The 22,591-nt window shown below is 71.1% G+C and carries 25 protein-coding genes; 24 read left to right on the forward strand and 1 reads right to left on the reverse strand.

Annotated elements, in window-relative coordinates:
• Position 1: 1 nt before the first annotated feature.
• The 22 genes from ER308_RS17815 (at position 2) to ER308_RS17915 (ending at position 18,954) form a co-directional block, all read left to right on the forward strand.
• Positions 2-811 (forward strand): motility protein A, encoded by an 810-nt coding sequence (locus ER308_RS17815; protein ID WP_131156236.1) that lies wholly within the window; start codon positions 2-4, stop codon positions 809-811.
• Positions 811-1,698 carry an OmpA/MotB family protein gene (locus tag ER308_RS17820; protein ID WP_131156237.1) on the forward strand — a complete coding sequence of 296 codons (888 nt, stop codon included), beginning with the start codon at positions 811-813 and terminating at the stop codon, positions 1,696-1,698. The genes ER308_RS17815 and ER308_RS17820 overlap by 1 nt, the downstream gene beginning before the upstream one ends.
• A 70-nt stretch (positions 1,699-1,768) precedes the next feature.
• Positions 1,769-2,287: a flagellar basal body-associated FliL family protein gene (locus ER308_RS17825; protein ID WP_131156238.1), complete on the forward strand. Its 519-nt coding sequence runs from the start codon at positions 1,769-1,771 to the stop codon at positions 2,285-2,287.
• Positions 2,288-2,375: 88 nt separating this feature from the next.
• Positions 2,376-3,698 carry a flagellar motor switch protein FliM gene (locus tag ER308_RS17830; protein ID WP_131156239.1) on the forward strand — a complete coding sequence of 441 codons (1,323 nt, stop codon included), beginning with the start codon at positions 2,376-2,378 and terminating at the stop codon, positions 3,696-3,698.
• Entirely contained in the window at positions 3,695-4,012 is a 318-nt protein-coding gene (gene fliN / locus ER308_RS17835) for a flagellar motor switch protein FliN (protein WP_131156240.1), read from the forward strand. The genes ER308_RS17830 and fliN overlap by 4 nt, the downstream gene beginning before the upstream one ends.
• Positions 4,009-4,653 (forward strand): flagellar biosynthetic protein FliO, encoded by a 645-nt coding sequence (locus ER308_RS17840; RefSeq protein WP_131156241.1) that lies wholly within the window; start codon positions 4,009-4,011, stop codon positions 4,651-4,653. The genes fliN and ER308_RS17840 overlap by 4 nt, the downstream gene beginning before the upstream one ends.
• A complete protein-coding gene (gene fliP, locus ER308_RS17845; protein ID WP_205745709.1) occupies positions 4,637-5,545 on the forward strand; it encodes a flagellar type III secretion system pore protein FliP in 909 nt (302 codons plus the stop codon). The genes ER308_RS17840 and fliP overlap by 17 nt, the downstream gene beginning before the upstream one ends.
• A gap of 64 nt (positions 5,546-5,609) precedes the next feature.
• On the forward strand, positions 5,610-5,876 hold the full coding sequence (gene fliQ / locus ER308_RS17850) for a flagellar biosynthesis protein FliQ (protein WP_131156242.1): 267 nt from the start codon (positions 5,610-5,612) through the stop codon (positions 5,874-5,876).
• 18 nt (positions 5,877-5,894) lie between these two features.
• Complete coding sequence (locus tag ER308_RS17855; protein ID WP_131156243.1) at positions 5,895-6,671, forward strand: flagellar biosynthetic protein FliR; 777 nt, start codon at positions 5,895-5,897, stop codon at positions 6,669-6,671.
• Positions 6,672-6,949: 278 nt separating this feature from the next.
• Positions 6,950-8,017: an EscU/YscU/HrcU family type III secretion system export apparatus switch protein gene (locus ER308_RS17860; RefSeq protein WP_131156244.1), complete on the forward strand. Its 1,068-nt coding sequence runs from the start codon at positions 6,950-6,952 to the stop codon at positions 8,015-8,017.
• On the forward strand, positions 8,014-10,131 hold the full coding sequence (locus ER308_RS17865) for a flagellar biosynthesis protein FlhA (protein WP_131156245.1): 2,118 nt from the start codon (positions 8,014-8,016) through the stop codon (positions 10,129-10,131). Before ER308_RS17860 ends, ER308_RS17865 begins: the two co-directional genes overlap by 4 nt.
• Positions 10,115-11,941 (forward strand): hypothetical protein, encoded by a 1,827-nt coding sequence (locus ER308_RS17870; RefSeq protein ID WP_131156246.1) that lies wholly within the window; start codon positions 10,115-10,117, stop codon positions 11,939-11,941. The genes ER308_RS17865 and ER308_RS17870 overlap by 17 nt, the downstream gene beginning before the upstream one ends.
• The gene (locus ER308_RS17875; protein ID WP_131156247.1) at positions 11,941-12,336 is read left to right on the forward strand and encodes a hypothetical protein; all 396 of its coding nucleotides are present in this window, start codon (positions 11,941-11,943) and stop codon (positions 12,334-12,336) included. Before ER308_RS17870 ends, ER308_RS17875 begins: the two co-directional genes overlap by 1 nt.
• Before the next feature lie 121 nt (positions 12,337-12,457).
• Complete coding sequence (locus ER308_RS17880; protein WP_131156248.1) at positions 12,458-14,677, forward strand: chemotaxis protein CheW; 2,220 nt, start codon at positions 12,458-12,460, stop codon at positions 14,675-14,677.
• Between the two features lies 1 nt (position 14,678).
• Positions 14,679-15,164: a chemotaxis protein CheW gene (locus tag ER308_RS17885; protein ID WP_205745710.1), complete on the forward strand. Its 486-nt coding sequence runs from the start codon at positions 14,679-14,681 to the stop codon at positions 15,162-15,164.
• Positions 15,161-15,556: a response regulator gene (locus ER308_RS17890; RefSeq protein WP_131156249.1), complete on the forward strand. Its 396-nt coding sequence runs from the start codon at positions 15,161-15,163 to the stop codon at positions 15,554-15,556. Before ER308_RS17885 ends, ER308_RS17890 begins: the two co-directional genes overlap by 4 nt.
• Entirely contained in the window at positions 15,556-16,650 is a 1,095-nt protein-coding gene (gene cheB / locus ER308_RS17895; RefSeq protein WP_131156250.1) for a chemotaxis-specific protein-glutamate methyltransferase CheB, read from the forward strand. The genes ER308_RS17890 and cheB overlap by 1 nt, the downstream gene beginning before the upstream one ends.
• Positions 16,647-17,495 (forward strand): CheR family methyltransferase, encoded by an 849-nt coding sequence (locus tag ER308_RS17900; protein ID WP_131156251.1) that lies wholly within the window; start codon positions 16,647-16,649, stop codon positions 17,493-17,495. The genes cheB and ER308_RS17900 overlap by 4 nt, the downstream gene beginning before the upstream one ends.
• Entirely contained in the window at positions 17,492-17,785 is a 294-nt protein-coding gene (locus ER308_RS17905) for a chemotaxis protein CheX (RefSeq protein WP_131156252.1), read from the forward strand. The genes ER308_RS17900 and ER308_RS17905 overlap by 4 nt, the downstream gene beginning before the upstream one ends.
• A complete protein-coding gene (locus ER308_RS21820; protein ID WP_165492222.1) occupies positions 17,782-17,940 on the forward strand; it encodes a hypothetical protein in 159 nt (52 codons plus the stop codon). The genes ER308_RS17905 and ER308_RS21820 overlap by 4 nt, the downstream gene beginning before the upstream one ends.
• A gap of 112 nt (positions 17,941-18,052) precedes the next feature.
• Positions 18,053-18,415: a response regulator gene (locus ER308_RS17910; RefSeq protein ID WP_131156253.1), complete on the forward strand. Its 363-nt coding sequence runs from the start codon at positions 18,053-18,055 to the stop codon at positions 18,413-18,415.
• 29 nt (positions 18,416-18,444) lie between these two features.
• A complete protein-coding gene (locus ER308_RS17915) occupies positions 18,445-18,954 on the forward strand; it encodes a hypothetical protein (protein WP_131156254.1) in 510 nt (169 codons plus the stop codon).
• A gap of 51 nt (positions 18,955-19,005) precedes the next feature.
• Here ER308_RS17915 and ER308_RS17920 read toward each other — a convergent pair whose 3' ends face one another.
• Complete coding sequence (locus tag ER308_RS17920; RefSeq protein ID WP_131156255.1) at positions 19,006-20,478, reverse strand: PucR family transcriptional regulator; 1,473 nt, start codon at positions 20,476-20,478, stop codon at positions 19,006-19,008.
• A gap of 302 nt (positions 20,479-20,780) precedes the next feature.
• On the opposite strand from ER308_RS17920, the gene codB reads away from it, so the two are divergent.
• A complete protein-coding gene (gene codB, locus ER308_RS17925) occupies positions 20,781-22,112 on the forward strand; it encodes a cytosine permease (protein WP_131156256.1) in 1,332 nt (443 codons plus the stop codon).
• Positions 22,109-22,588 (forward strand): nucleoside deaminase, encoded by a 480-nt coding sequence (locus ER308_RS17930; protein ID WP_205745711.1) that lies wholly within the window; start codon positions 22,109-22,111, stop codon positions 22,586-22,588. Before codB ends, ER308_RS17930 begins: the two co-directional genes overlap by 4 nt.
• Positions 22,589-22,591 lie beyond the last annotated feature (3 nt).

Raw genomic sequence — 22,591 nt, forward strand, 5'->3', positions numbered from 1 at the left:
AATGGCTCTCTTCATCGGCGGTATCGCGCTGATCTTCGTCGCGATCGGGATCGCCATGGTGATCGACGGCAACGCGCTGTCGGTGCTGCTGTCGATGTCGAGCTTCGTGCTGGTGTTCTTCGCCACGCTGGGCGCTGGCGTGATGGCCTACCGTCCGACCGAGCTCCGCAAGATCCCGACGATCATGAAGTCGGGACTCAAGCAGCAGCCCTCCGACCTCGACGCGACCGTCACACAGCTGGCGGCGATGGCCGACGTCGCGCGGCGCGAGGGGATGCTCGCCCTGGAGGCCCGCCTCGACGAGGTCGAGGACCCCAGCATCCGGCAAGCGCTGCAGCTGGTCGTGGACGGGCTCGACGCCGAGGCCGTCCGCGAGATGGTGGAGATCGACATCTCGGCGGTCGAGCAACGGCACACGGCGAACATCGGCTTCTTCCAGGCGCTCGGTGGCTACGCGCCGACGTTCGGGATGGTCGGCACGGTCATCGGCCTGATCAACATGCTCCAGAACCTCACGAACCCCGAGCAGCTCGGGGTGGGCATGGCCCTCGCGCTGCTCACCACCCTCTACGGCGTGATGCTCGCCAACGTCGTGTTCATCCCGTTCGCGACCCGGCTGCAGCGGCTCAGCGAAGCGGAGATCCGCACCCGCGAGGCCGCCCTGGACGGCATCATCGCGCTGCAAGGGGGCATCAGTCCGCGGTTGCTCGTCGAGCGCCTCGAGACCTACCTGCCGCCCGAGCGGCGGATCGGCTACCAGGAGCGCGCGAACCGGCCGGCGCGCACTGCCGCGGCGGAGGAGGCCGCCTGATGTCTCCTCGGACGACCCCGAGGCAGCGGCGCCAGCGGGTCGGGGACGGCAACCGCTGGCTGCAGACCTACGCGGACGCGATGACGCTGCTGCTCGCCTTCTTCGTGATCCTCTACGCGATGAGCGAGATCGACGTCATCGAGTTCGAAGCGTTCATCCGCGGCCTGGAGGTGCCCTTCGGCAATCCCGCCACCAGCGAGGGGGTCCTCGACGCGGGCGACTCGATCGTCGGCGACGTCGATGCGCCCAGCGACCCGCTGGAGGAGGCGATCCGCATCACCGAGAACCTCCCGGTCGACCCCTCCGAGGGGGACGCCGACGAGGACGAGGAGGAGGACCTCGAGGGCGGCGAGGAGAACGAGGACGAGGGCGTCGACGAGATCGACGCCGAACAGGCCGCCAGCCAGGCCGAGGTGGACCGCGATCTCGATCAGCTGCGCGAGGTCCGGCAGATCGTCGAGGAGTCGCTCGCCGAGGCCGGGTACCCGGACGTCGCGGACTTCCGGCTCACCGAACGGGGGCTCGTCATGTCCATCTCGGCCGACGACGTGCTCTTCGACGTCCTGTCCACCGACATCAAGGACGAGGGTCTCGAGGTGATCGACGCGATCGCCACGCCGCTGGAGGGCGCCCCGAACGACGTGCTCGTCGAAGGACACACCGACGATCAGCTGATCGCGCGCACGGACTACTCGAACTGGAACCTCTCGACCGACCGTGCGGTCGCGGTGCTCTCGGTCCTCTTCGAGGACTACGAGATCGGCGAGGAGCGACTCGGGGCCGCCGGTTACGGCGAGCACCGGCCGCGCGTGCCGAACGACAGCGAGGAGAACCAGGCACTGAACCGCCGCGTCGACATTCTCGTCGTCGCGCAGAGCGCGGACTAACGGGCCCGAGGGCCCGGGCCGCTGCCAGGGTCGGCGGCGGTGGGACGACACCAAGGAGGGGGAGACGACAATGGCCAGGACGGTCCAGGAGATGCGCCAACAGCAGGCGCAGGAGCCCGACGAGGGGCCGGAGCAGGGTGGACCGAGCCGAGCGAGACGGATCCTGCGGATCGTGCTCGTCGTGTTGCTGGTGCTCGCGGTGACCGGCGCTGCGGCCTACTGGACCGTGCTGCGTTCGGGCGATGACGAGGCCGCGGCGGAGGAGTCCGAGGAGTCCGAGGAGCCCGAGGAGGGCGAGGTCGTCGAGGTCGCCGAGATGACCGCGAACCTCGCCGGCGGGGACCTGCGGTTCGCGCGGGTGGGCATCGCCCTCGTGCTCGAGGAGGGGCGCGAGGCGGCCGAGGTCGAGGGACGGTTCCCGCTGATGCAGGACGCCGCGCTCGACGAGCTCGCCGCGATGACCCCCGAGGAGCTGACCAGCGAGGAGGGGGTCGCGCAGCTGCGGGACCGTCTCACCGACCGGGCCCACGAGATCTACGACGAGGGGGAGGTCGTTCGGGTCGCGTTGACCGAGCTGATCATTCAGTAGGTCCGAGTTGCTATAGCTCGGCGACCTCCGGTCGAGAAGGAGGTGTGGAACGCACGCTTTCATCTAACCGACCGGAGGTCCGCAGGTCGTGCTGGCAGATCTCGGGGACGCCTCCCGCGCGTCCGAGCAGGCCGAGCCCGAAGGGGTCGCCCCCTACGATTTTCGGCGGCCGAGCCTCATCAGCCGTGAGGACGCCCGCAGCCTCGAGGTGGCTCACGAGCTGTTCACGCGACGGCTCGCCACCGCGTGGGGCAGCGCGCTGCGCGCGATCGTGTCGGTCGACCCGCTGGCCGTGGACCAGGTGCCCTACGACGACTACATCCGCTCGATGCCGTACCCGAACGTGCTGGGGGCGGTGGGCCTGCCGCCGCTGCCGGGCGGGGCGCTCCTGGAGGTCAACACCCAGCTCGCGCTGATGATGGTCGACCGGCTCCTCGGTGGCCAGGGTGCATTGTCCGACGGGCGCACGGAGTTGCAGCGTCGGCCGACCGACCTCGAGGGCGCGCTCGTGCGCGACCTGCTCGACGGAGCGACGTCCGCGTTGACGGTCGCCCTGTCGGAGGTGACCGACTCGGCCGAGCTGTTCTCGCTGGACTACAACCCCCAGCACGTGCAGATCGCCGCGCCCAGCGACATGGTGTTCGTCCTCTCGTTCCGCGTGTCCATCTCCCAGGGGATCGACACCGAGGGCCTGCTCTCGGTGTGCTATCCGGCGCTCACGCTGAAGCCGATCCTCGAGGAGCTCTCACGCCAGACGATGGGGGGACCGGGCGCGTTCGAGTCCGATCCCGCCGCGAGCCGTGCGTTGCTGCTCGGGCGGCTCGACGACGTCGATGTCGACCTGTCGGTGCGCCTCACCGACTCGATGGTGCCCGCGGGCGACCTCGAACGGCTCGCCGTGGGGGACGTCCTGCGCCTCGACCATCGGTTGGGGCAGCCGGCGCGAGGCCTCGCCGGTGATGCCGAGGTCCTGCTCGGCCACCTCGGCAAGCGCGGGCGTCGGCTCGCGTTTCAGGTCAGCGAATGGACCCCGCCGCGCATGCCCTTGTCCGGCGAGCAGCTGGCGCTGAATGCCGGCGCCTCCGACCCGGCGATGGGTGCCGCTGCCGATCGTGACGCGGCTGGTGCCAAGCCAGGGATGCGCGAGACCCACGGACAGGGCACGGACGAGACCGCGTCGACCGGATCGGGGCCCGACGGCGCGCCGCTGGAGGCGGCGCGGCGCAACGGGGATGGCTCGACCGAGACCGGCGAGCGCCCCGCGCGCCGCCGTGGATCGGCGGGCACGGAACGGGACGAGGCCGCCGACGGGTCCGGGAGCGATGAGGACCGCGAGGCCGCGCGTGCCCGCCGGCGCGCTCGCCGCGAGCGACGCACCGACCGCAGCGACGACGAGCAGGAGCAAGCATGAGTGCGGAGCAGACGGACGTGGCCCCGGCCGAGTATCCCGACCTCGGGGCTGGCACGAATGCCGGTCAGCGTCGCGACACCGCCATGCTCGCGGACGTGAACCTCGAGGTGACCGTGGAGCTCGGTCGTGTTCGCATGCGCGTGCGCGATCTGCTGCAGCTCAGCGAGGGCAGCGTCCTCGAGCTGGACCGTGCCGCGGGAGCGCCCGTGGACGTGCTCGTCAACGGCAGCGTCGTCGCGCGTGGAGACGTCGTCGTCGTCGACGACGAGCTCGGCGTGCGCATCACCGAGCTGGTCGGGGGCGGCCCTCAATGACCGAGGCGGTCGAGGTCGCGAGCCGACTGCTGCCGTCGCTCGCGTTGATCGTCGGTGCGCTGCTGCTGCTGCGTCGGTGGGCGCGACGGGGAGCCGTGCAGGCGGGCGCGGGCATCAAGGTGCTCGCGCGCACTGGGCTCACGCGGGGTGCGAGCGTCGCCGTGGTCGAGCTCGGCTCTCGTCGGTTCCTCGTCGGCGCCAGCGAGCACGGGGTGTCGCTGCTCGCCGAGCTGGAGGGCCAGGAGACCGTTGATGCAGCGGCGCAGGAGGCGCCGAAGGCACCGGACTCCCCGGCGGTGCTCGCAGCACCCGGAGCGACCGCCGACGACCTCTCGACACTGCTCGGTGCGCACGGTTCCCCGATGTCGACCTCGGGCGCCCCGGACTCCCGGGTGGCCGGAAGCCACCCCCCTCTTGACCCGACCCTCGACCCGCAGGACGCGGGTCGCCCCGACGGCGCGACGCGCCGCCAACCCCTTGGTGACCTGCTCGCGGGTCACCTCGGATCGGATCGCCCACGGATGGGCGCTGGAACGCCGATCTCCCGCACGGACGGTGAGCCGCAAGGGCTCGTCGACCGGTTGCGGGCGATGACGGTCCGCACCCACGTGGAGAGGCCGATCCGTGCGAGTCGTCCCTGAGCCCGTAGCTGCGCGCACCCCCCCGGGTGCCGGCCGGGCCCTGTGGCGCCTGGCCCTCGTCGTGCTGATCGCGGCCGGCCTGGTCGCGGTGCTGGCCGCCCCCGGTTTCGCGCAGCCGCAGCCCGAGCAACCGGAGCCGTCCGAGCCGCCGATCCCGACCACCCCGGACGAGGAGCCGCCGGACACCGACCTGGACGAAGCCGTCGTGCCCGACGTTCCCGACATCATCTTCGGGGTCGAGTCCGAGGATCCCGCGCTGAGCCGCACGGTCGTCATCATCCTGCTGCTGACTCTCGGGTCGGTCGCGCCGGGGCTGCTGCTCCTCATGACGACGTTTACGCGCTTCATCATCGTGTTGGGGCTGACGAAGCAGGCGCTCGCCGTGCAGACGGTGCCGCCCGCGCAGGTGCTGGTCGGGCTCGCCCTGTTCCTGTCGTTGTTCGTGATGGGGCCGATCTTCACCGAGATCAACGAGGAGGCGATCCAGCCGCTCCTCGAGGGTGAGATGGGACAGCAGGAGGCCTTCGAGGCGGGTTTCGAGCCGTTGCGCGGCTTCATGCTCGACCAGGTCGAGGAGTCCGATCTGGAGCTGTTCGTCGAGCTCTCCGGTGAGGAGCCGCCGGACTCGCCCGAGGAACTCGGCCCGACGACGATCGTGCCGGCCTTCGTGGTCAGCGAGCTGCGCACCGCCTTCATCATCGGGTTCGTGATCTTCGTGCCGTTCCTGATCATCGACCTGGTGGTCGCCGCGACCCTGATGTCCCTCGGCATGGTCATGCTGCCGCCGGTGTTCATCTCGCTGCCCATCAAGCTGCTGCTCTTCATCCTCGTCGACGGCTGGGTGCTGTTGGTCGGGTCGCTCGTCAACTCCGTCAACGGGGTCGTGACATGAGCGTTTGGCGACCCACCGGGGACGTGTGTCCGATGTTCGACGAAGCCGTGGGGGGAGATGCCCGATGACCGACGCGCAGGTGCTCGAGATCGTGACCGGTGCGCTGCGCATCGGGCTGGTGCTGGCCGGGCCGCTGCTGGCGGTCGCGCTCGGCGTGGGCGTGGTCGTCTCGCTCATCCAGACGGTCACACAGATCCAGGAGATGACGCTCACCTTCGTGCCCAAGCTCATCGGCGTGGCGCTGGTGATCGTGCTGTTGGGCTCGTGGATGATCCGCGAATTGGTCAACTGGGTGACCCAGCTCTGGACCGACATCCCGTCGTTGACTTAGTCGCGGACAGCGTCCTCGATGGAGACCCTGCAGATCGCGCTCGACCCCGCCCAGTCGGCGGGTCTCGTACTCGCGATGACGCGGGTCACCGCATTCGCGCTGGTCTCGATGCCCATGGGCATGCTCATGCCGATCTCCGGCCGCATGGCCATGGGACTCGCGGTGGGCCTGTTGCTGGCCGAGCCCTACGAGGGGGCGCTCAGCCTCGTCGGGCTCTTCGGTGCGGCGGTCGTCAACGCCGGCATCGGGGTCGCGCTGGGATGGCTCACGAGCATCATCTTCCAGATCTTCTTCACGAGCGCCGCGTTCCTCGACGTCCTGTCCGGCCTGTTCGCCGCCGTGCTCTTCGACCAGGCGATGGAGGAGCGCGCCGGCATGTACACGCGGTTGTTCAACATGACGGCGATCGCGCTGTTCGCGGTGGCGGGCGGTCTCGAACTCCTGGTGCGCGGTCTCGGCTTCACGTTCGAAGTGATCCCGGTGCACGGCGAGATCTCGCTGAATGCGGGCCTCATCACCGAGACCGCGGTGCAGACGCTGGAAGCGATGATGCTCGGTGCGGCTGAGCTCATCCTGCCGGTGGCGGCCGCGCTGTTCCTGGTCGAGATCACGATGGGGCTCGCCTCGCGCTTCAGCCCGCAGACCAATGTCTTCCTGCTCGGCCTCCCCGCCAAGCTGCTGGTCGCGTTGGTGCTGGTGTCGACCTCGATCATGCTGTTCCCCGAGGTGATGGGCGGCGTCATGGACCGGATGGAGGAGCTCTTCGAGGTCGGCATCCGCGCCTTCATGCCGTGAATGGGCCGCTTCAAGGCGGCCGTGTTGCGCCGATCGCCGAAGGCGATCGCCTCTAGCAGGGCGGCCGTGTTGCGCCGATCGCCGAAGGCGATCGCCTCTAGCAGGGCGGCCGTGTTGCGCGGATCGCCGAAGGCGATCGCCTCTAGCAGTCCACTCAAGCGTGTCCCTCTGCGGCCGACACCCAACAAGACGCCCCATGGATCGGGGCGGTAGCGGCCACGGACCGGCCGTGCATCGTCGGCGACCCCGACGCTGCCTCCGGACCGGTGGAGTGATCCGTGGCCAAGCAGGAGCAGGGCGAGAAGACCGAGAAGCCCACTCCGCGCCGACGCAACAAGGCGCGCGAGGAGGGGCAGGTCGCGCGCAGCCAGGAGGTCGGCGCCGCCACCAGCCTGCTCGCGGCCGTGCTGGCCGTGGTCATGATCGTGCCCGGCGCGTTCGAGACGCTGCGTGAGACGTCCGCGGCCCTCTGGATCTCCACCGACGGCACCGAGCTCCCGAGCGGTCAGATCCTCGACTTCTTCTGGCGCATCGCGACCACCGCGATCCTGCCGATCGCGGGGATCGCGGCGTTCTTCGGCGTCCTCGCGGGTGCGAGCCAGGTCGGGTTCCGCATCACCCCGAAGGCCGCGAAACCGAAGCTCGACAAGCTCGACCCGCGCAAGGGGCTCGAGAAGCTCAAGCCCAAGCGCGCGGGTTGGGAACTGATCCGGGCGACCACGAAGCTCGGCTTGCTGTTCGCGCTCGCCGCCGGGCCGCTGACGGCCTGGACCGAGTCCATGGGGCAGGGCCGCGGCCTCGGCAGCGGCCTCAGCGCCCTGTCGGACGAGGCGTGGACGCTGCTGATGCGCGCGTTCGCGCTCGCGGTGGTCGTGGCGCTCGCCGACTACCTCTGGCAGCGCCACACGACCGAGAAGAAGCTCAAGATGTCGAAGCACGAGATCAAGCAGGAGCACAAGCAGACCGAGGGTGACCCGCAGATCAAGCAGTCGCGTCGCCAGCGCATGCGCGAGCTGTCGCGCAACCGGATGCTCGCTGACGTGCCGAAGGCCGACGTCGTCGTCACCAACCCCACGCACCTCGCCGTCGCCCTGCGCTACTCGCCCGACGAGGCGGCGCCGCGGGTCGTCGCGAAGGGTGCCGACCACCTCGCCGAGAAGATCCGAACCATCGCCTACCGCCACGGGGTGACCGTGACCGAGGACAAACCGCTCGCGCAGACGCTGTACCGCAAGTGCAAGGTGGGTCAGCTCGTCCCCGCCGCGCTCTACGAAGCGGTCGCGGTCGTGCTGGCACTCGCCTACCGGCGCACGGGGCGTCGCGCGACCGCGGGGGCCGGCCGATGAGCAACTCCGTGAAGGATCCGGCGGGAGGCCTCTCGGCCGGCCCGAAGCTCGCCCGGGCGCTGGTGCCGCTCGTCGTCATCGCCGCCGTGCTGATGATGGTGGTGCCGATCCCCGCGGTCGGCATCGACGTGCTGCTCGCGGCCAACCTGACGTTGGGGATCCTCGTGATCCTCGCGGTCATCACGCTGCGCGACAGCCTCGACTTCAGCGTCTTCCCGTCGCTCTTGCTCATGGCGACGCTGATCAGGCTCGCGTTGAACGTCTCGACGACGCGGCTGATCCTGCTGGACGGGTACGCGGGTCAGGTCGTGGACACGTTCGGCTCGTTCGTGGTGGGCGGCTCGGTGATCGTCGGGCTCGTGGTGTTCCTGATCATCGTCATCGTGCAGTTCGTCGTGATCACGTCGGGTGCCGGCCGCGTGGCCGAGGTGGCGGCGCGGTTCACCCTCGACGCGATGCCCGGGAAGCAGATGGCGATCGACGCCGACCTGTCGGCCGGCCTGATCGACGAGAAGGAGGCGCAATCCCGCCGCGAGCGCATCAGCCAGGAGGCCGACTTCTTCGGCGCGATGGACGGTGCGAGCAAGTTCGTCAAGGGCGACGCGATCGCGGGCATCGTGATCGTCGCGATCAACCTGGTCGGTGGCTTCGCGATCGGCATGGCCCAGATGGGCATGGGCTTCGAGGAGGCGATCAGCACCTACAGCCTGCTCACCGTGGGTGACGGCCTCGTCAGCCAGATCCCGGCGCTGCTCATGTCGCTGGCCACCGGGCTGCTCGTCACCCGCATCCGCCGGGGCGACGACCTGGGGCCGGCGCTCGGCATCCAGGTGTTCGGCAACCGCCGCGCGCTGCGTATCGGCGCGGCCGCCGTCGCCCTCATCGGGATGCTGCCCGGTCTCCCGCTGGTCCCGTTCTTCGCGATCGCGGGTGGGCTCTACCTGTTGTCCACGCGGGCACGAGACGGTTCGGCGGAGGGCGCCGACGACGCGTCGTCCGGGGAGTCGAAGGGCTCCTCGGGTCAAGCCAAGGTCGAGGGGGACTCCGACGACCCCGAGGCGTTGATCGGGCGGATGCGCGTCGAGCCGCTCGAGTTGCACCTGTCCTACGACATCCTCGACCTCATCGACGCAGACCGAGGCGGCGACCTGCTCGAGCGCGTGCGCAGCCTCCGGCAGCAGATCGCGATGGAGCTCGGTGTGGTGATGCCGTTCGTGCGCACCCGCGACGACGTGTCGCTGCCCCAATCCACCTACTCGATCCACCTGCACGGCGTGGAGGTCGCACGCGGCACCGCCCCGCAGGACCGGGCGCTGGCGCTGCCGGCGGGCGACGGCACCGAGCTGCGCAGCCTCTCGGGGGAGGAGACCACCGAGCCCGTCTTCGGTCTGCAGGCCTACTGGATCCCCTCGGGGGCTCGGTCCTCGGCGTCGGCGACCGGCGCGACCGTCGTCGACCGGTCGGCGGTGCTCGTCACCCACTTGGCCGAGGTGGTGCGCGCCAGCGCCGCGGACCTGCTGAGCCGCCAGCAGGTGCAGATGCTCATCGAGAGCCTGCGCAGCGACGAGCCCCTCCTGGCCGGCGAGGTCGGGACCGACCAACTCACCTACGCCCAGCTGCACGCGGTGCTGCGTGGCCTGCTCGCCGAGCGGATCCCGGTTCGGGACATCGCTCGGATCGTCGAGGCCGTCAGCACGAAGGGTCGGGAGACCCAGTCGGTCGAGCAGCTCGTCGGCGCGGCGCGGACCGCCATCGGGGCGCAGGTGGCCGCGCGCGTCGCGCCCGACCGGCGGCTCGCGGTCGCGACCCTGGATCCCGGATTCGAGGCGGCGCTGCACGAGCAGGTCCGGGAGGTCGACGGCACCGCCCATCTGGCGGTCGACCCGCAGCGCCAGCAGGCGCTGCTCGAGGGCGCCCGGCACGCCCAGGGCGCCGCGGAGCACGAGGACCGCCCCGTCGCGATCGTCTGCTCCCAGGGGATCCGGGGTCCGCTCCGTCGCACGCTCGCCGCCGGCGGCGTCGATCTGCCCGTCCTCGCGTACCCCGAGCTGCCCTCGTCGTTCGAGCTCACTCAAATCGGTGTGATCGGAGATGCCCATGTCCCGTCGTCGTGAGCCCAATCCCGTCCCCGACCTGGTCACGGTCGAGGGACGGACCCCTCAGGAGGCGCTCGAGGCGGTGGCCCAGCGCTTCGGTCCCGACGCCGACATCGTGGGTGCGAGCAAGGTGCTCCGCGGGGGCATCGCCGGCTTCTTCGCACGGGAGCTCGTGCAGTTGCGCGTGCAGCGGCAGCAGCCTTCGGGGACGCCGCACGACGGTGCGCCGACGCCCGCCGAGGGGGAGGCGACCGGCGCTGGACAGCCCGACGCGTCGGCCGCCGCTGCGCCCACATCGCCGCGCGAGGAGTCGGGAGATTGGTCGCCCAGCGACGGCGCCCGACACAACCCGGCGGTCCAGCGCCTGCTGTCCGAGTTGAGCGAGCACGAGGGCGAGCGCGAGCGCTTCTTCGCGAGCGCGCTGCAGCGGGAGCTCGATGGCGCACCCGAGGAGGAGGTGGCGTCGGACGAGGAGGTGGCGTCGGAGGGGACCAGCGAGTCGCCCCTTGCCGCGGCGTCGCCGGCGGAGGCTCCCGACACCGGTGGAGACGAGACCGATGGCCCCGCCGAGGCCGCTTCCGACGGAGGGGCCGCGGGCAGTCTGCGCTCGCAGCACGGTCGCGCGGCCTATGCGGCCTCCTACGCGGCCGCCGGGACACCGGACTCGCCACCGGAGCACGTTGCGAGCGTGGCGTCCGAGACGACCCTCGCCGAGGCTCTCCAGCCGGAGGCGGCGGACCCAGCATCCGTACAGGCGCCCCTTGGTGTCGAGGCGGCCGATCCGGTACCCGCGCAGGCGCTCCGCGGCGCCGAGGCCTTGACGACCGGGTCGCACAGCGAACGCGGGGCTGGCCCGCGGTTGCGGTCGGAACCGATGCAGGCGCCGACGTGCGGGCTCCGCGAGGCTCTCGAGCCTGCTGCGCAGCACCCGACCGATACCGGGCAAGGCGGGCCCGAGGAGCTCTCGGACACCGAGCAGGTGCGCAGCCCCGCCGAGCCGGTCGAGCCGGCCAAGCCCGCCGAGCCCGCCGAGCCCGCCGAGCCCGCCGAGCCTGCCGAGCCGGTCGAGCCGGCCAAGCCCACCGCCACGAGCGGTGGAGCCTTGCAGACCGAGGGAGTCGCGCCGAGCCGCCCGGCTCGCGCCGCACGGCGCGGCACCGAGGTGCCGCCCCCATCGTGGGAGCCTCCGGCGGTTGCTGGCCCGGAGCGGCGGGTCCGCTGGGACGCCGAGCACCTGGCCGGGCTCGGGTTGCCGACGCGCCTTCTCGAGCCGCTCGTGGACCCCACCGACGATCTGGGCAACTTCCAGGCCGTCGCCGCGGCGGTCTCGACGTTGTGCCGCCCGCTGCCCCGTGGTGAGGTCGCGCTCGTGGGGCCCCGCGCCGGCGACCTCGCCCCCGCCCTGGGATTGCCGCTCGTGAAGTCGCCCGGACCGGCCCCCGACGGCTCGTTCGCCACGGCCGGTGGCGCGCGGGAGCGGGGATGGCTGGCCTGGTACCGCGGCCGGCGCTGGCTGCATCTCGTGGTGGGAGGGCGTCCCGACCAGTGGGAGCCCCTCCTCCTCGACGAACCGCTCGCCGTCAGCTGGTCGCGCCCGGAGGACCTGCCGATCGCCCTGGAGCTCGCTGCCGAGCACGGGCTCGTCCTGGGCTACTGCCGGGATCGGACGAAGGCGCCACGCCGCGCGTCGGCCATCGACGTCGCGTTCACGATCCGTGAGCTCGCCGAGACCGGGACCGGCGAGACCGCCGATGCCGGCCCGGCCGCCGCCGAGCCGATCGACCAGCCCACGGTCGCGGCGGTCGAGGCGACCGGTGAGGGTCGCTGATGGACGTGGGTCCCCTCCGCCGAATGATCGGGGCGCTCGGGCTCATCGGGCTCGCGCCCACCGCGTGGCTGCTGATCACGGGTGGCATCTCGCCGCCCACGGCCGCGATTCGGGGGCTGGCCACGCTCGTCGCGGTGGTCCTGGTGGGGCGGCTCGTCGGGGCCGTCGTTCGCGGCCTCGCCGGGCGGGTCGAGGCGAACGGCCACACCACCACTGCCCCCGCCCGCGGCCCGTCCGCCCAGGACGGTCGGCCCGCCGACCCGTCGCGTCGGGCCGGGAGGGCCGCGCGTCGAAGCCGGGGCGACCGCGAGGGGGCAGGGTCGACCGAGGAGGGGTCAGCCGCCCGTGGCGGGGACGCGGATGCCGAGACCGCCGTGTCCGGCCGCGGCCGCTGATCCGCATCGGTTCCGTCCGACCACTGAACCGGCGGGCCGTTCCGCCGACGGAGCACTCCGAGGCGGGGGATCGAAATCGAACCCGTCAGACCTGAGCGCCCCTCGTTGACGGAGCGATGTGATGAGCGAGATCGACGAAGTCGTCGGTGAGTTCCTCGTGGAGAGCCACGAGAGCCTCGACCGGCTGGACCGGGACCTTCTGGCGCTCGAGAACGACCCCGCCGACGCCCAGGCACTGGAACGGATCTTCCGGGACCTGCACACGATCAAGGGCACGTGCGGGTTCCTCGGGTTCGCGATCCTCGAGTCGGTCGCTCACTCGGGTGAGAACCTTCTCGGCAAGCTCCGCGACGGCGAGATGGCCGTCGACGAGGAGATCGCCACGGCGCTCCTGCGCACCGTCGATGCGATCCGGGAGCTGCTGGGGGAGATCGAACGCAGCGGCGCCGAAGGCAACGACGACTACGTCGAGCTCGTCAATGTCCTCGTCGCGCTGCAGGCCGGCGACCGGGGGGTCGTCGAGGGCCTCGAGCCCGCACCGGCAGCCCCCGTCGCCGACCGGTCCGCGGAGGCCCACGACGAGGCCTCCGTTGACCTCGCACCCTCGGCCACCGAGACCAGCGAGACGTCCGAGGCGCCGGAGGTGCTCGAACAGCGCGGCGGCTCGGTGGCCGACAGCTCGATCCGCGTCGACGTGAGCCTGCTCGACGACCTCATGAACCTCGTCGGGGAGCTGGTGCTCGCGCGCAACCAGATCGTGCAGCTCGCCGGCGACGGCCAGGAGGGTGACCTCACCGGGGCGAGCCAGCGGCTGAACCTCGTGACGACCGAGTTGCAGGAAGGGGTCATGAAGACCCGGATGCAGCCGATCGGCAACGTCTGGAACCGCTTCCCCCGAGTCGTCCGCGACCTCGCCCTCGAGTGCGGCAAGCAGGTGCGTGTCGAGATGGAGGGCAAGGAGACCGAGCTCGACAAGACGATCATCGAGGCGATCAAGGACCCGCTCACCCACCTGGTCCGCAACTCGGTCGACCACGGCATCGAGACGCCGGAGGATCGTGAGCGGGCCGGCAAGCCCGCCGAGGGTCGTTTGCACCTGCGCGCCTTCCACGAGGGCGGGCAGGTCAACATCGAGATCTCCGACGACGGCGGGGGCATCGATCCCGAGAAGATCGCGAACAAGGCCGTCGACAAGGGCATCATCACGCGTGACCAGGCCTCGGGGATGAGCGAGCGTGAGGCCGTCGCGCTCGTCTTCCACCCCGGCTTCTCGACCGCCGAGCAGGTCACGAACGTCTCCGGCCGCGGCGTCGGGATGGACGTCGTGAAGAGCAACATCGAGAAGATCGGCGGGACCGTCGACATCGCGAGCGAGCTGGGGGAGGGCACGACCTTCAAGGTCAAGATCCCCCTGACCCTCGCGATCATCCCCGCGCTGGTGATCGGCGCGGCGGGCGACCGGTTCGCGATCCCGCAGATCAGCCTGCTCGAGCTCGTGCGGCTCGAAGGGGAGGCGGCTCGCCAGGGCATCGAGTACATCCACGGCGCCCCGGTCCACCGGCTGCGCGGCCGACTCCTGCCGATCGTGCACCTCGACGAGCAACTCGGCGACAAGGACCCCAGCGCCCACCGCGACGACGAGGTGCTGAACATCGTCGTGCTGCAGGCCGACGACACGGAGTTCGGGCTGGTCGTCGACGAGATCAGCGACACCGAGGAGATCGTCGTCAAGCCCCTCGGCCAGCAGCTCAAGCAGATCCCGCTCTTCGCCGGCGCGACGATCATGGGCGACGGCAAGGTCGCGCTGATCCTCGACGTGCTCGGCCTCGCTCATCGCAGCCAGGTCGTGAGCGAGGCGCGCGAGCGTGGGTTGCTGCGGGACCTCGACGATGTCGCGGCCGTCGAAGCCGGGAGCCAGACCCTGCTGCTCGTCGCCCTCGGCGACGACCGTCGGGCGGCGGTGCCGTTGTCCGAGGTCAATCGGCTCGAGGAGTTCACCGCCGACGCGATCGAACGCAGCGGCCACCAGGAGGTCGTGCAGTACCGCGGCGAGATCATGCCGCTGCTCCGCCTCGGCGAGCTGCTCGGCTACGGCTTCGAATCCGCCGGTGACGGCCCGCTCAACGTCGTGGTGCACACGCGCGGTGGCCGCAGCGTGGGACTGCTCGTCGGGCAGATCCTCGACATCGCCGACCAGCGCGTCGACATCGACGGCGGGCGCGAGCACGGCGCGCTCCTGGGCACGACCGTCATCCACGACCGAGTCACCGATGTCGTCGACATCGGCTCCCTCGTCGCGAGCTCGGGGGCGCTCGACGACCGATCCCCCGTGGCGGTCTGAGATGGCCGCGGCGGCCCCGGGAATCGACCTGAAGAAGGGACAGGAGGCGATGGTGACCCAGTACTGCACGTTTCGGTTGGACGGTTTCACCTTCGGGATAGAGGTCGAGCGCGTCCAGGAGGTGATCCGCTACCAGGACATGAGCCGGGTCCCGCTCTCCTCGGAGGTGGTGCGGGGGCTCATCAACCTTCGGGGGCAGATCGTCACCGCACTGGACCTGCGCGCACGGCTGCAGCTGCCGCCACGTCCCGAGGGCCAGTGGCCGATGAACGTCGTCGTGATGACCGACGACGGGCCACTGTCGCTGCTGGTCGACTCCATCGGCGAGGTGGTCGACGTGGAGGCGGACAGCTTCGAGACGCCGCCCGAGACGCTCGACGGCGTCGCGAGGGACCTGATCCAGGGTTGTCACAAGCTGGACGGGCATCTGCTACTCGTGCTCGCCACCGATCGGGCGGTGTCGCTGCCGGAGCCCGCGCGCTCATGAGCGCGCACGGCAGCCGGCGCGCGTTGGTGGTCGACGACTCGCGCACCACCCGTCGGATCCTCGCGAGGATGCTCGACGATCTCGGGTTCACGGTGCGCGAGGCGAGCGACGGGGTGGAGGCGATGGAGGACGTCGCCCGCGACGGGGCGCCCGAGGTCGCGCTCGTCGATTGGAACATGCCGCGGATGGACGGTCTCGAACTCGTGCGCGAGCTCCGCGCCGACACCGCCCATGAGCACTGTCGGATCCTGATGGTGACCACCGAGGCCGAGGTCGAGCGTCTGGTCGAGGCGCTCGACGCGGGGGCGGACGAGTACGCGATGAAACCGTTCACGAAGGACGTGATCGCCGACAAGCTCGCGCTGCTCGGCGTCGTGGGGGAGGCTTCTTGATGGCGCGGAAACGGGTCCTGGTCGTCGACGACTCGGTCGTCGTACGCAAGCTGGTCACCGAAGTGATCGCCGCTGACGACGGCCTGGAGGTGTGCGGCACGGCACCGAACGGTCGCATCGCGCTGGCGAAGGTCGACCAGCTCGCGCCCGACCTGGTGACCCTCGACGTCGAGATGCCCGACATGAACGGCCTGGAGGCGCTCTCGGCGTTGCGTGAGTCGCATCCCGAGCTTCCGGTGGTGATGTTCTCGACGCTCACGGATCGGGGCGCGCGGGTGACGCTCGACGCGCTCATGCGGGGAGCGAACGACTACGTCACCAAGCCCGCGAACGTCGGCGGGGTCAGCCAGGCGATCGCGGCGGTCAAGGCCGAGTTGATCCCCAAGGTCCGGGCCCTCACCGGGGCGGACGACGTCCGCCCCGCGCCACCGACACGTCTGAGCCCGGCGGCGCGGGCACGGCCGGCCGCGTCCCGGAGCGGCAGCGGACGGATCGACCTGATCGTCGTCGGTGTGTCGACGGGGGGTCCGAACGTGCTGGCCGAGTTCGTGCCCCACCTGCCCGGCGACCTGGGCGTCCCGATGGTGATCGTCCAGCACATGCCGCCGGTGTTCACCCAACTGCTCGCGCAGCGCCTCGACGCCCGCTCGCCCCTCACGGTGGCGGAGGGGAGCGACGGCGCGCCCGTGCAAGGCGGCCAGGTGTGGATCGCCCCGGGCGACCGTCACCTGCTCGTGCGCCGGGACGCCGGTGGGCTGCGGCTCGGCATCAACATCGGGCCGCCGGAGAACTCCTGCCGCCCGTCGGCAGACGTCCTGTTCCGCAGCGCCGTGGAGGCCTGTGACGGCCGGGTCCTCGGGCTCGTCCTGACGGGCATGGGACAGGACGGCCTGCGCGGATCGGAACGCATCGTCGAGGCCGGCGGCAGCGTCCTCGCGCAGGACAAGGCGTCGAGCGTGGTGTGGGGGATGCCGGGGGCGGTCACCCAGGCCGGGCTCGCCGAGGAGCAACTGCCAGTGACCGGACTCGTCGACTCCGTCGTGCGTCGGGTTCGCGCCGGTGCCGGTCGCGCGGCCGCCGAGGCGGCACGATGAGCCTCGCACCGGCTGACTTCGACTACGTACGCACACTGGTCCGCGACGAGGCCGCCATCGTCGTCGAACCCGGCAAGAGCTACCTCGTGGAGTCCCGCCTCGCCCCGGTGGCCCGTCGACACGGCCTGCAGACGATCGACCGCCTCGTCCAGCAGCTGCGCCGCGGCTCTCCGCGCCTGCGCGACGAGGTCGTCGAGGCGATGACCACCAACGAGACGTCGTTCTTCCGCGACGTGCATCCGTTCACGAGCCTCGAGGAGCGCGTCATCCCCGAGCTCATGCAGCGTCGCGCGGCGCGCCGGCAGCTCGTGTTCTGGTCCGCGGCGTGCTCCAGCGGCCAGGAGCCCTACAGCGTGGCGATGCTGCTGCGCGAGAAGTTCCCGCAGCTCGCCAGCTGGAACGTGCGGATCGTGGCGAGCGACATCAGCGCGGAGATGCTCGGCCGCGCTGCCGCCGGGCGGTTCTCGCAGCTCGAGGTGAACCGGGGCCTGCCGGCGCGCTACCTGGCGAAGTACTTCCAGCGCGAGGGCGCGGAATGGCAGATCTCCGACGAGATCCGTCGCATGGTGGAGTTCCGCGCCGTCAACCTCATCCAACCCTGGCCGAGGATGCCGCCGGTGGACGTGCTGCTCCTTCGCAACGTCCTCATCTACTTCGACCACGGGACCAAGCGGGAGATCCTCGCGCGTTGCCGGCAGACCCTGCAGCCCGACGGGTTCCTGTTCCTGGGCGCGCCCGAGACGACCCTCAACGTCGACCCCGCCTTCGACCGGGTCCAGCACGGCCAGACGATCTGCTACCAGCTGAAGAGCGCCACCGGAACCGGACAGGGGTGCACGAAGTGACAGTGACGGTACTCGATCTACGCGAGATCATGCACGAGGTGTTCCAAGGGTCGCTGGGCCTCGGTCTCGAGGTCGCCCCTGACGCGAGCGAGCACTCCGCCTCGGCCCCTGTCGTGGCCGGTGGTGTCCACATCACCGGGGCCTGGCAGGCCGCGGTCGTCATCACGCTCGACCGCGCTCTCGCGCTGCAGGCCACGGGCCTCATGCTGCAGGAGCTGCCCGAGGACGTCACCGATGAGGACCTGCACGACGGGATCGGCGAGCTCACGAACGTGGTGGGGGGAACGTGAAGAGCCTGCTCGGCCCGGGGTGCGACCTGTCGCTGCCCACGGTCACCGAGGGGATCGGCTACCGGGTCACGCAGCCGGGCACCCACGAGCTCGAGCGCGTGTGCCTGACGGGAAGCGCCGGGCTGTGCGTCGTGAACGTCGCCGTCGCGGACTAGCGGTGGACCGGGTCAGGGGTCATGCCCACGCAGCTTCAGCAGCGTGTCCGACGGTCGACTGGCGACGAAACGTCGTCAGGGCCACGTCGAAGAGTGCTCACGGAGGAACGCGATGAAGATTCTGATCGTCGACGACAGCAAGGCGATGCGCAAGATCGTGCAGCGCGCGCTGCAGTCGACCCAGGCTTACGGGGGCGCGGCCCTCGTCGAGGCCACGAACGGCCGCGAGGCGCTCGACGTCGTGGAGTCCGAGCAGCCGGACATCGTGCTCTCGGACTGGAACATGCCGGAGATGACCGGGATCGAACTGCTCGAGGTCCTCAAGGAGCGGGGCGCCGCCCCCAAGACGTTCGGGTTCGTCACGAGCGAGTCGACGCCGGAGATGTACGACCGGGCGATCAGCGCGGGAGCCGGCTTCCTCGTGAGCAAGCCCTTCACCGCCGAGGCGCTCGAGAGCGCACTCGCCGCCGCGTAGCGTCGGGGATCGGATCCCCGGTGTCGGCGATGGCCATGCTCGCTCAGCGGGGCACCACGGTGCCCCTGCCACCGCGCGCCTCGGTGCGCGATCTTCTAGGTGATCTGCTCGGCCAGCCCGTGCGGGTCGACGAGGGCGCGGCCTTCGAGCTGTCCGAGGTGCCGTCGTTGCTGGCGGCGTACCGGTTCGACCAGGGCGGGGCGGCGGCCGTCGCCGTGGCTTCGTTGCCCTTCGCGGCCGGCGCCGGCGCCGCGATCGGCATGGTGCCGGTCGCCGAGGCGCGTGAGGCCGCGCGGATCGCCTCCGCCGCCGAACTCGACGAGGAGTTGCACGAGTTCTTCCACGAGGTGGTCAACGTCCTCGCGAAGCTGCTCAACAGCCCCTCCACCCCGCACGTCGTGCTGCGCGAGCTGCTGCCCGTGCCCGGTGAGGTGCCCGGTGACATCGCTCAGGTCGTGCTGCACCCCGCCGGTCGGGTCGACTACCGCGTGACCGTCGGCGACTACGGCACCGGGGCGTTGACCCTCGTCGCGCGCTGACGCGGGAGCGGACGGGCGCCAGCGCCAGGGCGACGTGAGCGCGATCGCGCGTCACCTCGCGCGCGGCGACCCGGGGGGAGCAGCCGCGCCCCGCACGGGGCCGGCCGTCCGCACCGCCCGCGCGAGCAGCGCCAGGGAGACCGCGAGCCATCGGTTCGGTTCGTCGAGGCTGCCGCCGAGCAGTTGCTCGATGCGCTCGAGGCGCTGGTACACGGTCTGGCGTCGGACCCCCAGCCGCTGCGCGGTGGCCGTCTTGGAGCCGCGCGTCTCGACGTAGGCCTCCAGCGTCTCGAGGTCCCTCGAGCCACGCGCGGCGTCGTGGTCCAGCAGCGCGCCGATGCGCGCGTCGACGAAGTCCTCGAGGGCCGGGTCCTCGGCGAAGCGAACCAGCAACCGGACGAGCGCGGCGTCCTCGGCGAGCACGATCCGCTCGCCCAGCGACAGGTGGGCGGCCAAGCCGGCGATCTCCACGGCCTCGCCGAGGGTGGTGTCCGCGGCATCGAGATCACCCACGCCCGGGCCCACCGAGAGCGCGCGCATCAGGGGGTCCCCGTGCCGTCCCGTCGGGTCCGCACGCTCGGGCAACGCGGCGAGGAGGTCCTCGAGGCGTTTGCGCAATCGGTCCGGTGTCGGGTCGGTCACCCCGACGACTCCGCAGAGCAACTGGTCCACCGTGCCGGTCACGCTCCAGGGGAACGCCTCGCGAGCGAGGTCGCGGAGCGCTCGCTCGGCGGCCTCGGCGCGCTCGGGCGCGGTCACCACGAGCGCGATTCCAAAGTAGGCGCGCACCGGCCGGGTGGGTGCGCCGAGGAGCGAGAGCCGGGCGGCGGTCTCGCCCGCCCCACTCGCGAAGCCGCGGACGAGGTCGGCGAGTGCGGCGCGCGCCGCGTCGTTCCCGCCCATCGGTGCCTCGCCCGTGCGGGTCAGCGCGATGCCGAGCGCTGTCGCGCCACGCTCCAGCAGGTCGGTCACCTCCGGAGTCGGCGGGCTGGCCACGGTCAGGCTGCCGACCGGTGTGCCCTGTACGAGCACCGCGCGCTCCGCACGGCCTCCCTGTGGTGCGTCGCTCGTGCCGGTCACGACGCGCCCGTCGACGCCGATGAACCACGCGTTCGTCTCCGCGAGGGCGGCCACTTCGCGCACGACCGCCGCGGGCCCCCGTCCGTTGAGGAGGACGTCGTCGAGTCGGGCCGCGTAGTGCTCGCGGCGGTGCAGCGAGGCGACGCGCCGGTCCACGATCCGCGCGTGCACGTCGCGGGTCACGTCGACGAACGGCACGACCCGGTGCAGCGCGACGACCACGAGCCCCCGGGCGTCGGCGACCTCGATCAGCTCGTCGGGGATGCGACGGAACGTGCGTCCGAGCTCGATGCACAGCGCCACCCCGCCGTGGTCGACGATCTCGTGCGCGTAGCGGCGTAGGCCGGCCGCGTCCGACCCGCGCAGGCCGAGACCCGTGGTGAGCAGGACCTCGCCCCCTGCAGCAGCGGACCGATGTCGGCGATCTCCGAGGTGTGGATCCATTCGACCGGCCCGGCGTCGGCCACGCGGCCCGCGACGACCTCGGGGGCGGAGCGGCGGATCGGGGGGCGAGCGAGGAACTCCTCGAGCGTGAGCACGCGCCGAGCACACCCGAGACCGTTCGAACTGTCAACGGTTAACGCCTATGAAACGACGATTTGCCCCTTTCCTCGAGGGGTCGCGACATTGACGCTGACGGGGCACTGCGACGACGGTCCCCACGGCCGATCGCGGTCGGGACCCCCACGGCCGATCGCGATCGGTGCCGTCGTCGTGGTCCACGACACTCGACGGGAGGATGGGGGATGGCGGACGAAGCCCACCAGGACATCCGAAGCAAAGGGGTCGTCGACCCCGACTATCCGTTGACCGAGGTGCCCGGTAGCGCCCGCCGGGGTTTCCTGTCGCTGCTCGTCGTGCTGCTCGGGTTCACGTTCTTCACCCCGACCATGCTGGCCGGGGCGCAGGTCGGGGCCGCGTTCACGCTGGGCGATTTCCTCGGCGTCGTGTTGCTCGGGAGCGTCATCCTCGGCGGCTACGTCGCGGTGCTGGCCTGGATCGGCGCGAAGTCCGGTCTGACTGCCGTGCTGCTGTGTCGTCATGCCCTCGGAAGGGTCGGAGCCAAGTGGGGCGACCTAATGCTCGGCGGCACGCAGGTCGGATGGTTCGCCATCACGGTCGCCTTCTTCGGCCTGATCACCGCCGAGGCGTTCGGGATCCCCGAGCTCGACTGGCTGATGATGATCATCGGTGCGGCGTTGATGGGGCTCTCCGCTTACTTCGGCTACAAGGGCATCCAGCTCATCTCGGCGATCAGCGTGCCGTTGATGTTCATCCTCGCGTTCTGGGTGCTCGCCGAGGCCCTCGGCGAGGCCGGTGGCTGGGAGGGGCTCGCCGCCGTCGAACCCGTCGAGACCATGACGCTCGGCACCGCGCTGACGATCGTCGTGGGCACGTTCGCTTCGGGGGGCACGAACACGCCGAACTGGAGCCGCTTCGCGCGGGCGCCGTGGCACGGCTTCACCGCCGCGGTGGCCGCGTTCTTCGCGGCGAACCTGCTCATGCTGTTCTTCGGGGCGGTCGGGGCGATCGCGTTCGGGGAGCCCGACTTCGTCGACGTCCTGCTGCAACTCGGCCTCGTCGGGGCCGCGGTGGCCCTGCTCGCGATGAATCTGTGGACCACGAACGACAACGCGGCGTACGCGTTCGGGGTGGCCGGTGCGGAAGCGTTCGGGGTGCGCTCGAAACGGCCCTTCGTGATCATCGGGGTCGCGATCGCGCTCGTTCTCGCGCTCACCGGTATCTGGGACCGCCTCGAGGACTTCCTCATCCTGCTCGGGGTGTTCATCCCTCCGCTGGGTGGCGTCATCATCGGCGACTTCCTGTTCAACGCGCGGGGCAGGCTGCCCGACATCGCCGACACGGCCTTCCGCATGATCCGGTGGGACGGCCTGATCGCCTATCTCGCGGGCACCGGCGCGGCGTGGCTCGGCAACACGCTCGATGTCGGCATTCCGCCGCTGTTCGGCATCGTCGTCGCCGCGGTCGGTGTACCGGTCGCGTCCGCGGCGTTCCGGGCACTTGGGGCACCGCAGACCCATCAGGTGACGGGCTCGTCGGAGGAGGGTGAGTCGTGACGGGGACGCACGACCGGGGCGAGGCCACCGAAGCCGACCACTCGCTGCTCGCCGTCGCACTCGCCGAGGCGCGCAAGGGCCACGACGAGGGTGGCGTGCCGATCGGGGCGGTGCTCGCCGTCGACGGGCGAGTCGCCGGCTCCGGCCGGAACCGGCGGGTGCAGGAGGGCAGCGTGATCCGCCACGGCGAGACCGATGCGCTCGAGCGAGCCGGGCGGCTGCGCGCGGACGCGTATCGTCGGGCGACGATGTACACGACCCTCTCGCCGTGTGATATGTGCGCGGGCGCGATGTTGTTGTACGGCATCCCGCGGGTCGTGGTGGGCGAGCACCGCACGTTCCTCGGCGCCGAGGACCTGCTGCGCGCACGGGGGGTCGAGGTCGTCGTCGTCGATGACGAGGAGTGCCGGGCGTTGATGGCTCGGTTCATCGACGAACGGCCCGACGTCTGGCACGAGGACATCGGCGAGCCCTGACGT

The organism is Egibacter rhizosphaerae (assembly GCF_004322855.1).
GTDB lineage: Bacteria > Actinomycetota > Nitriliruptoria > Euzebyales > Egibacteraceae > Egibacter > Egibacter rhizosphaerae.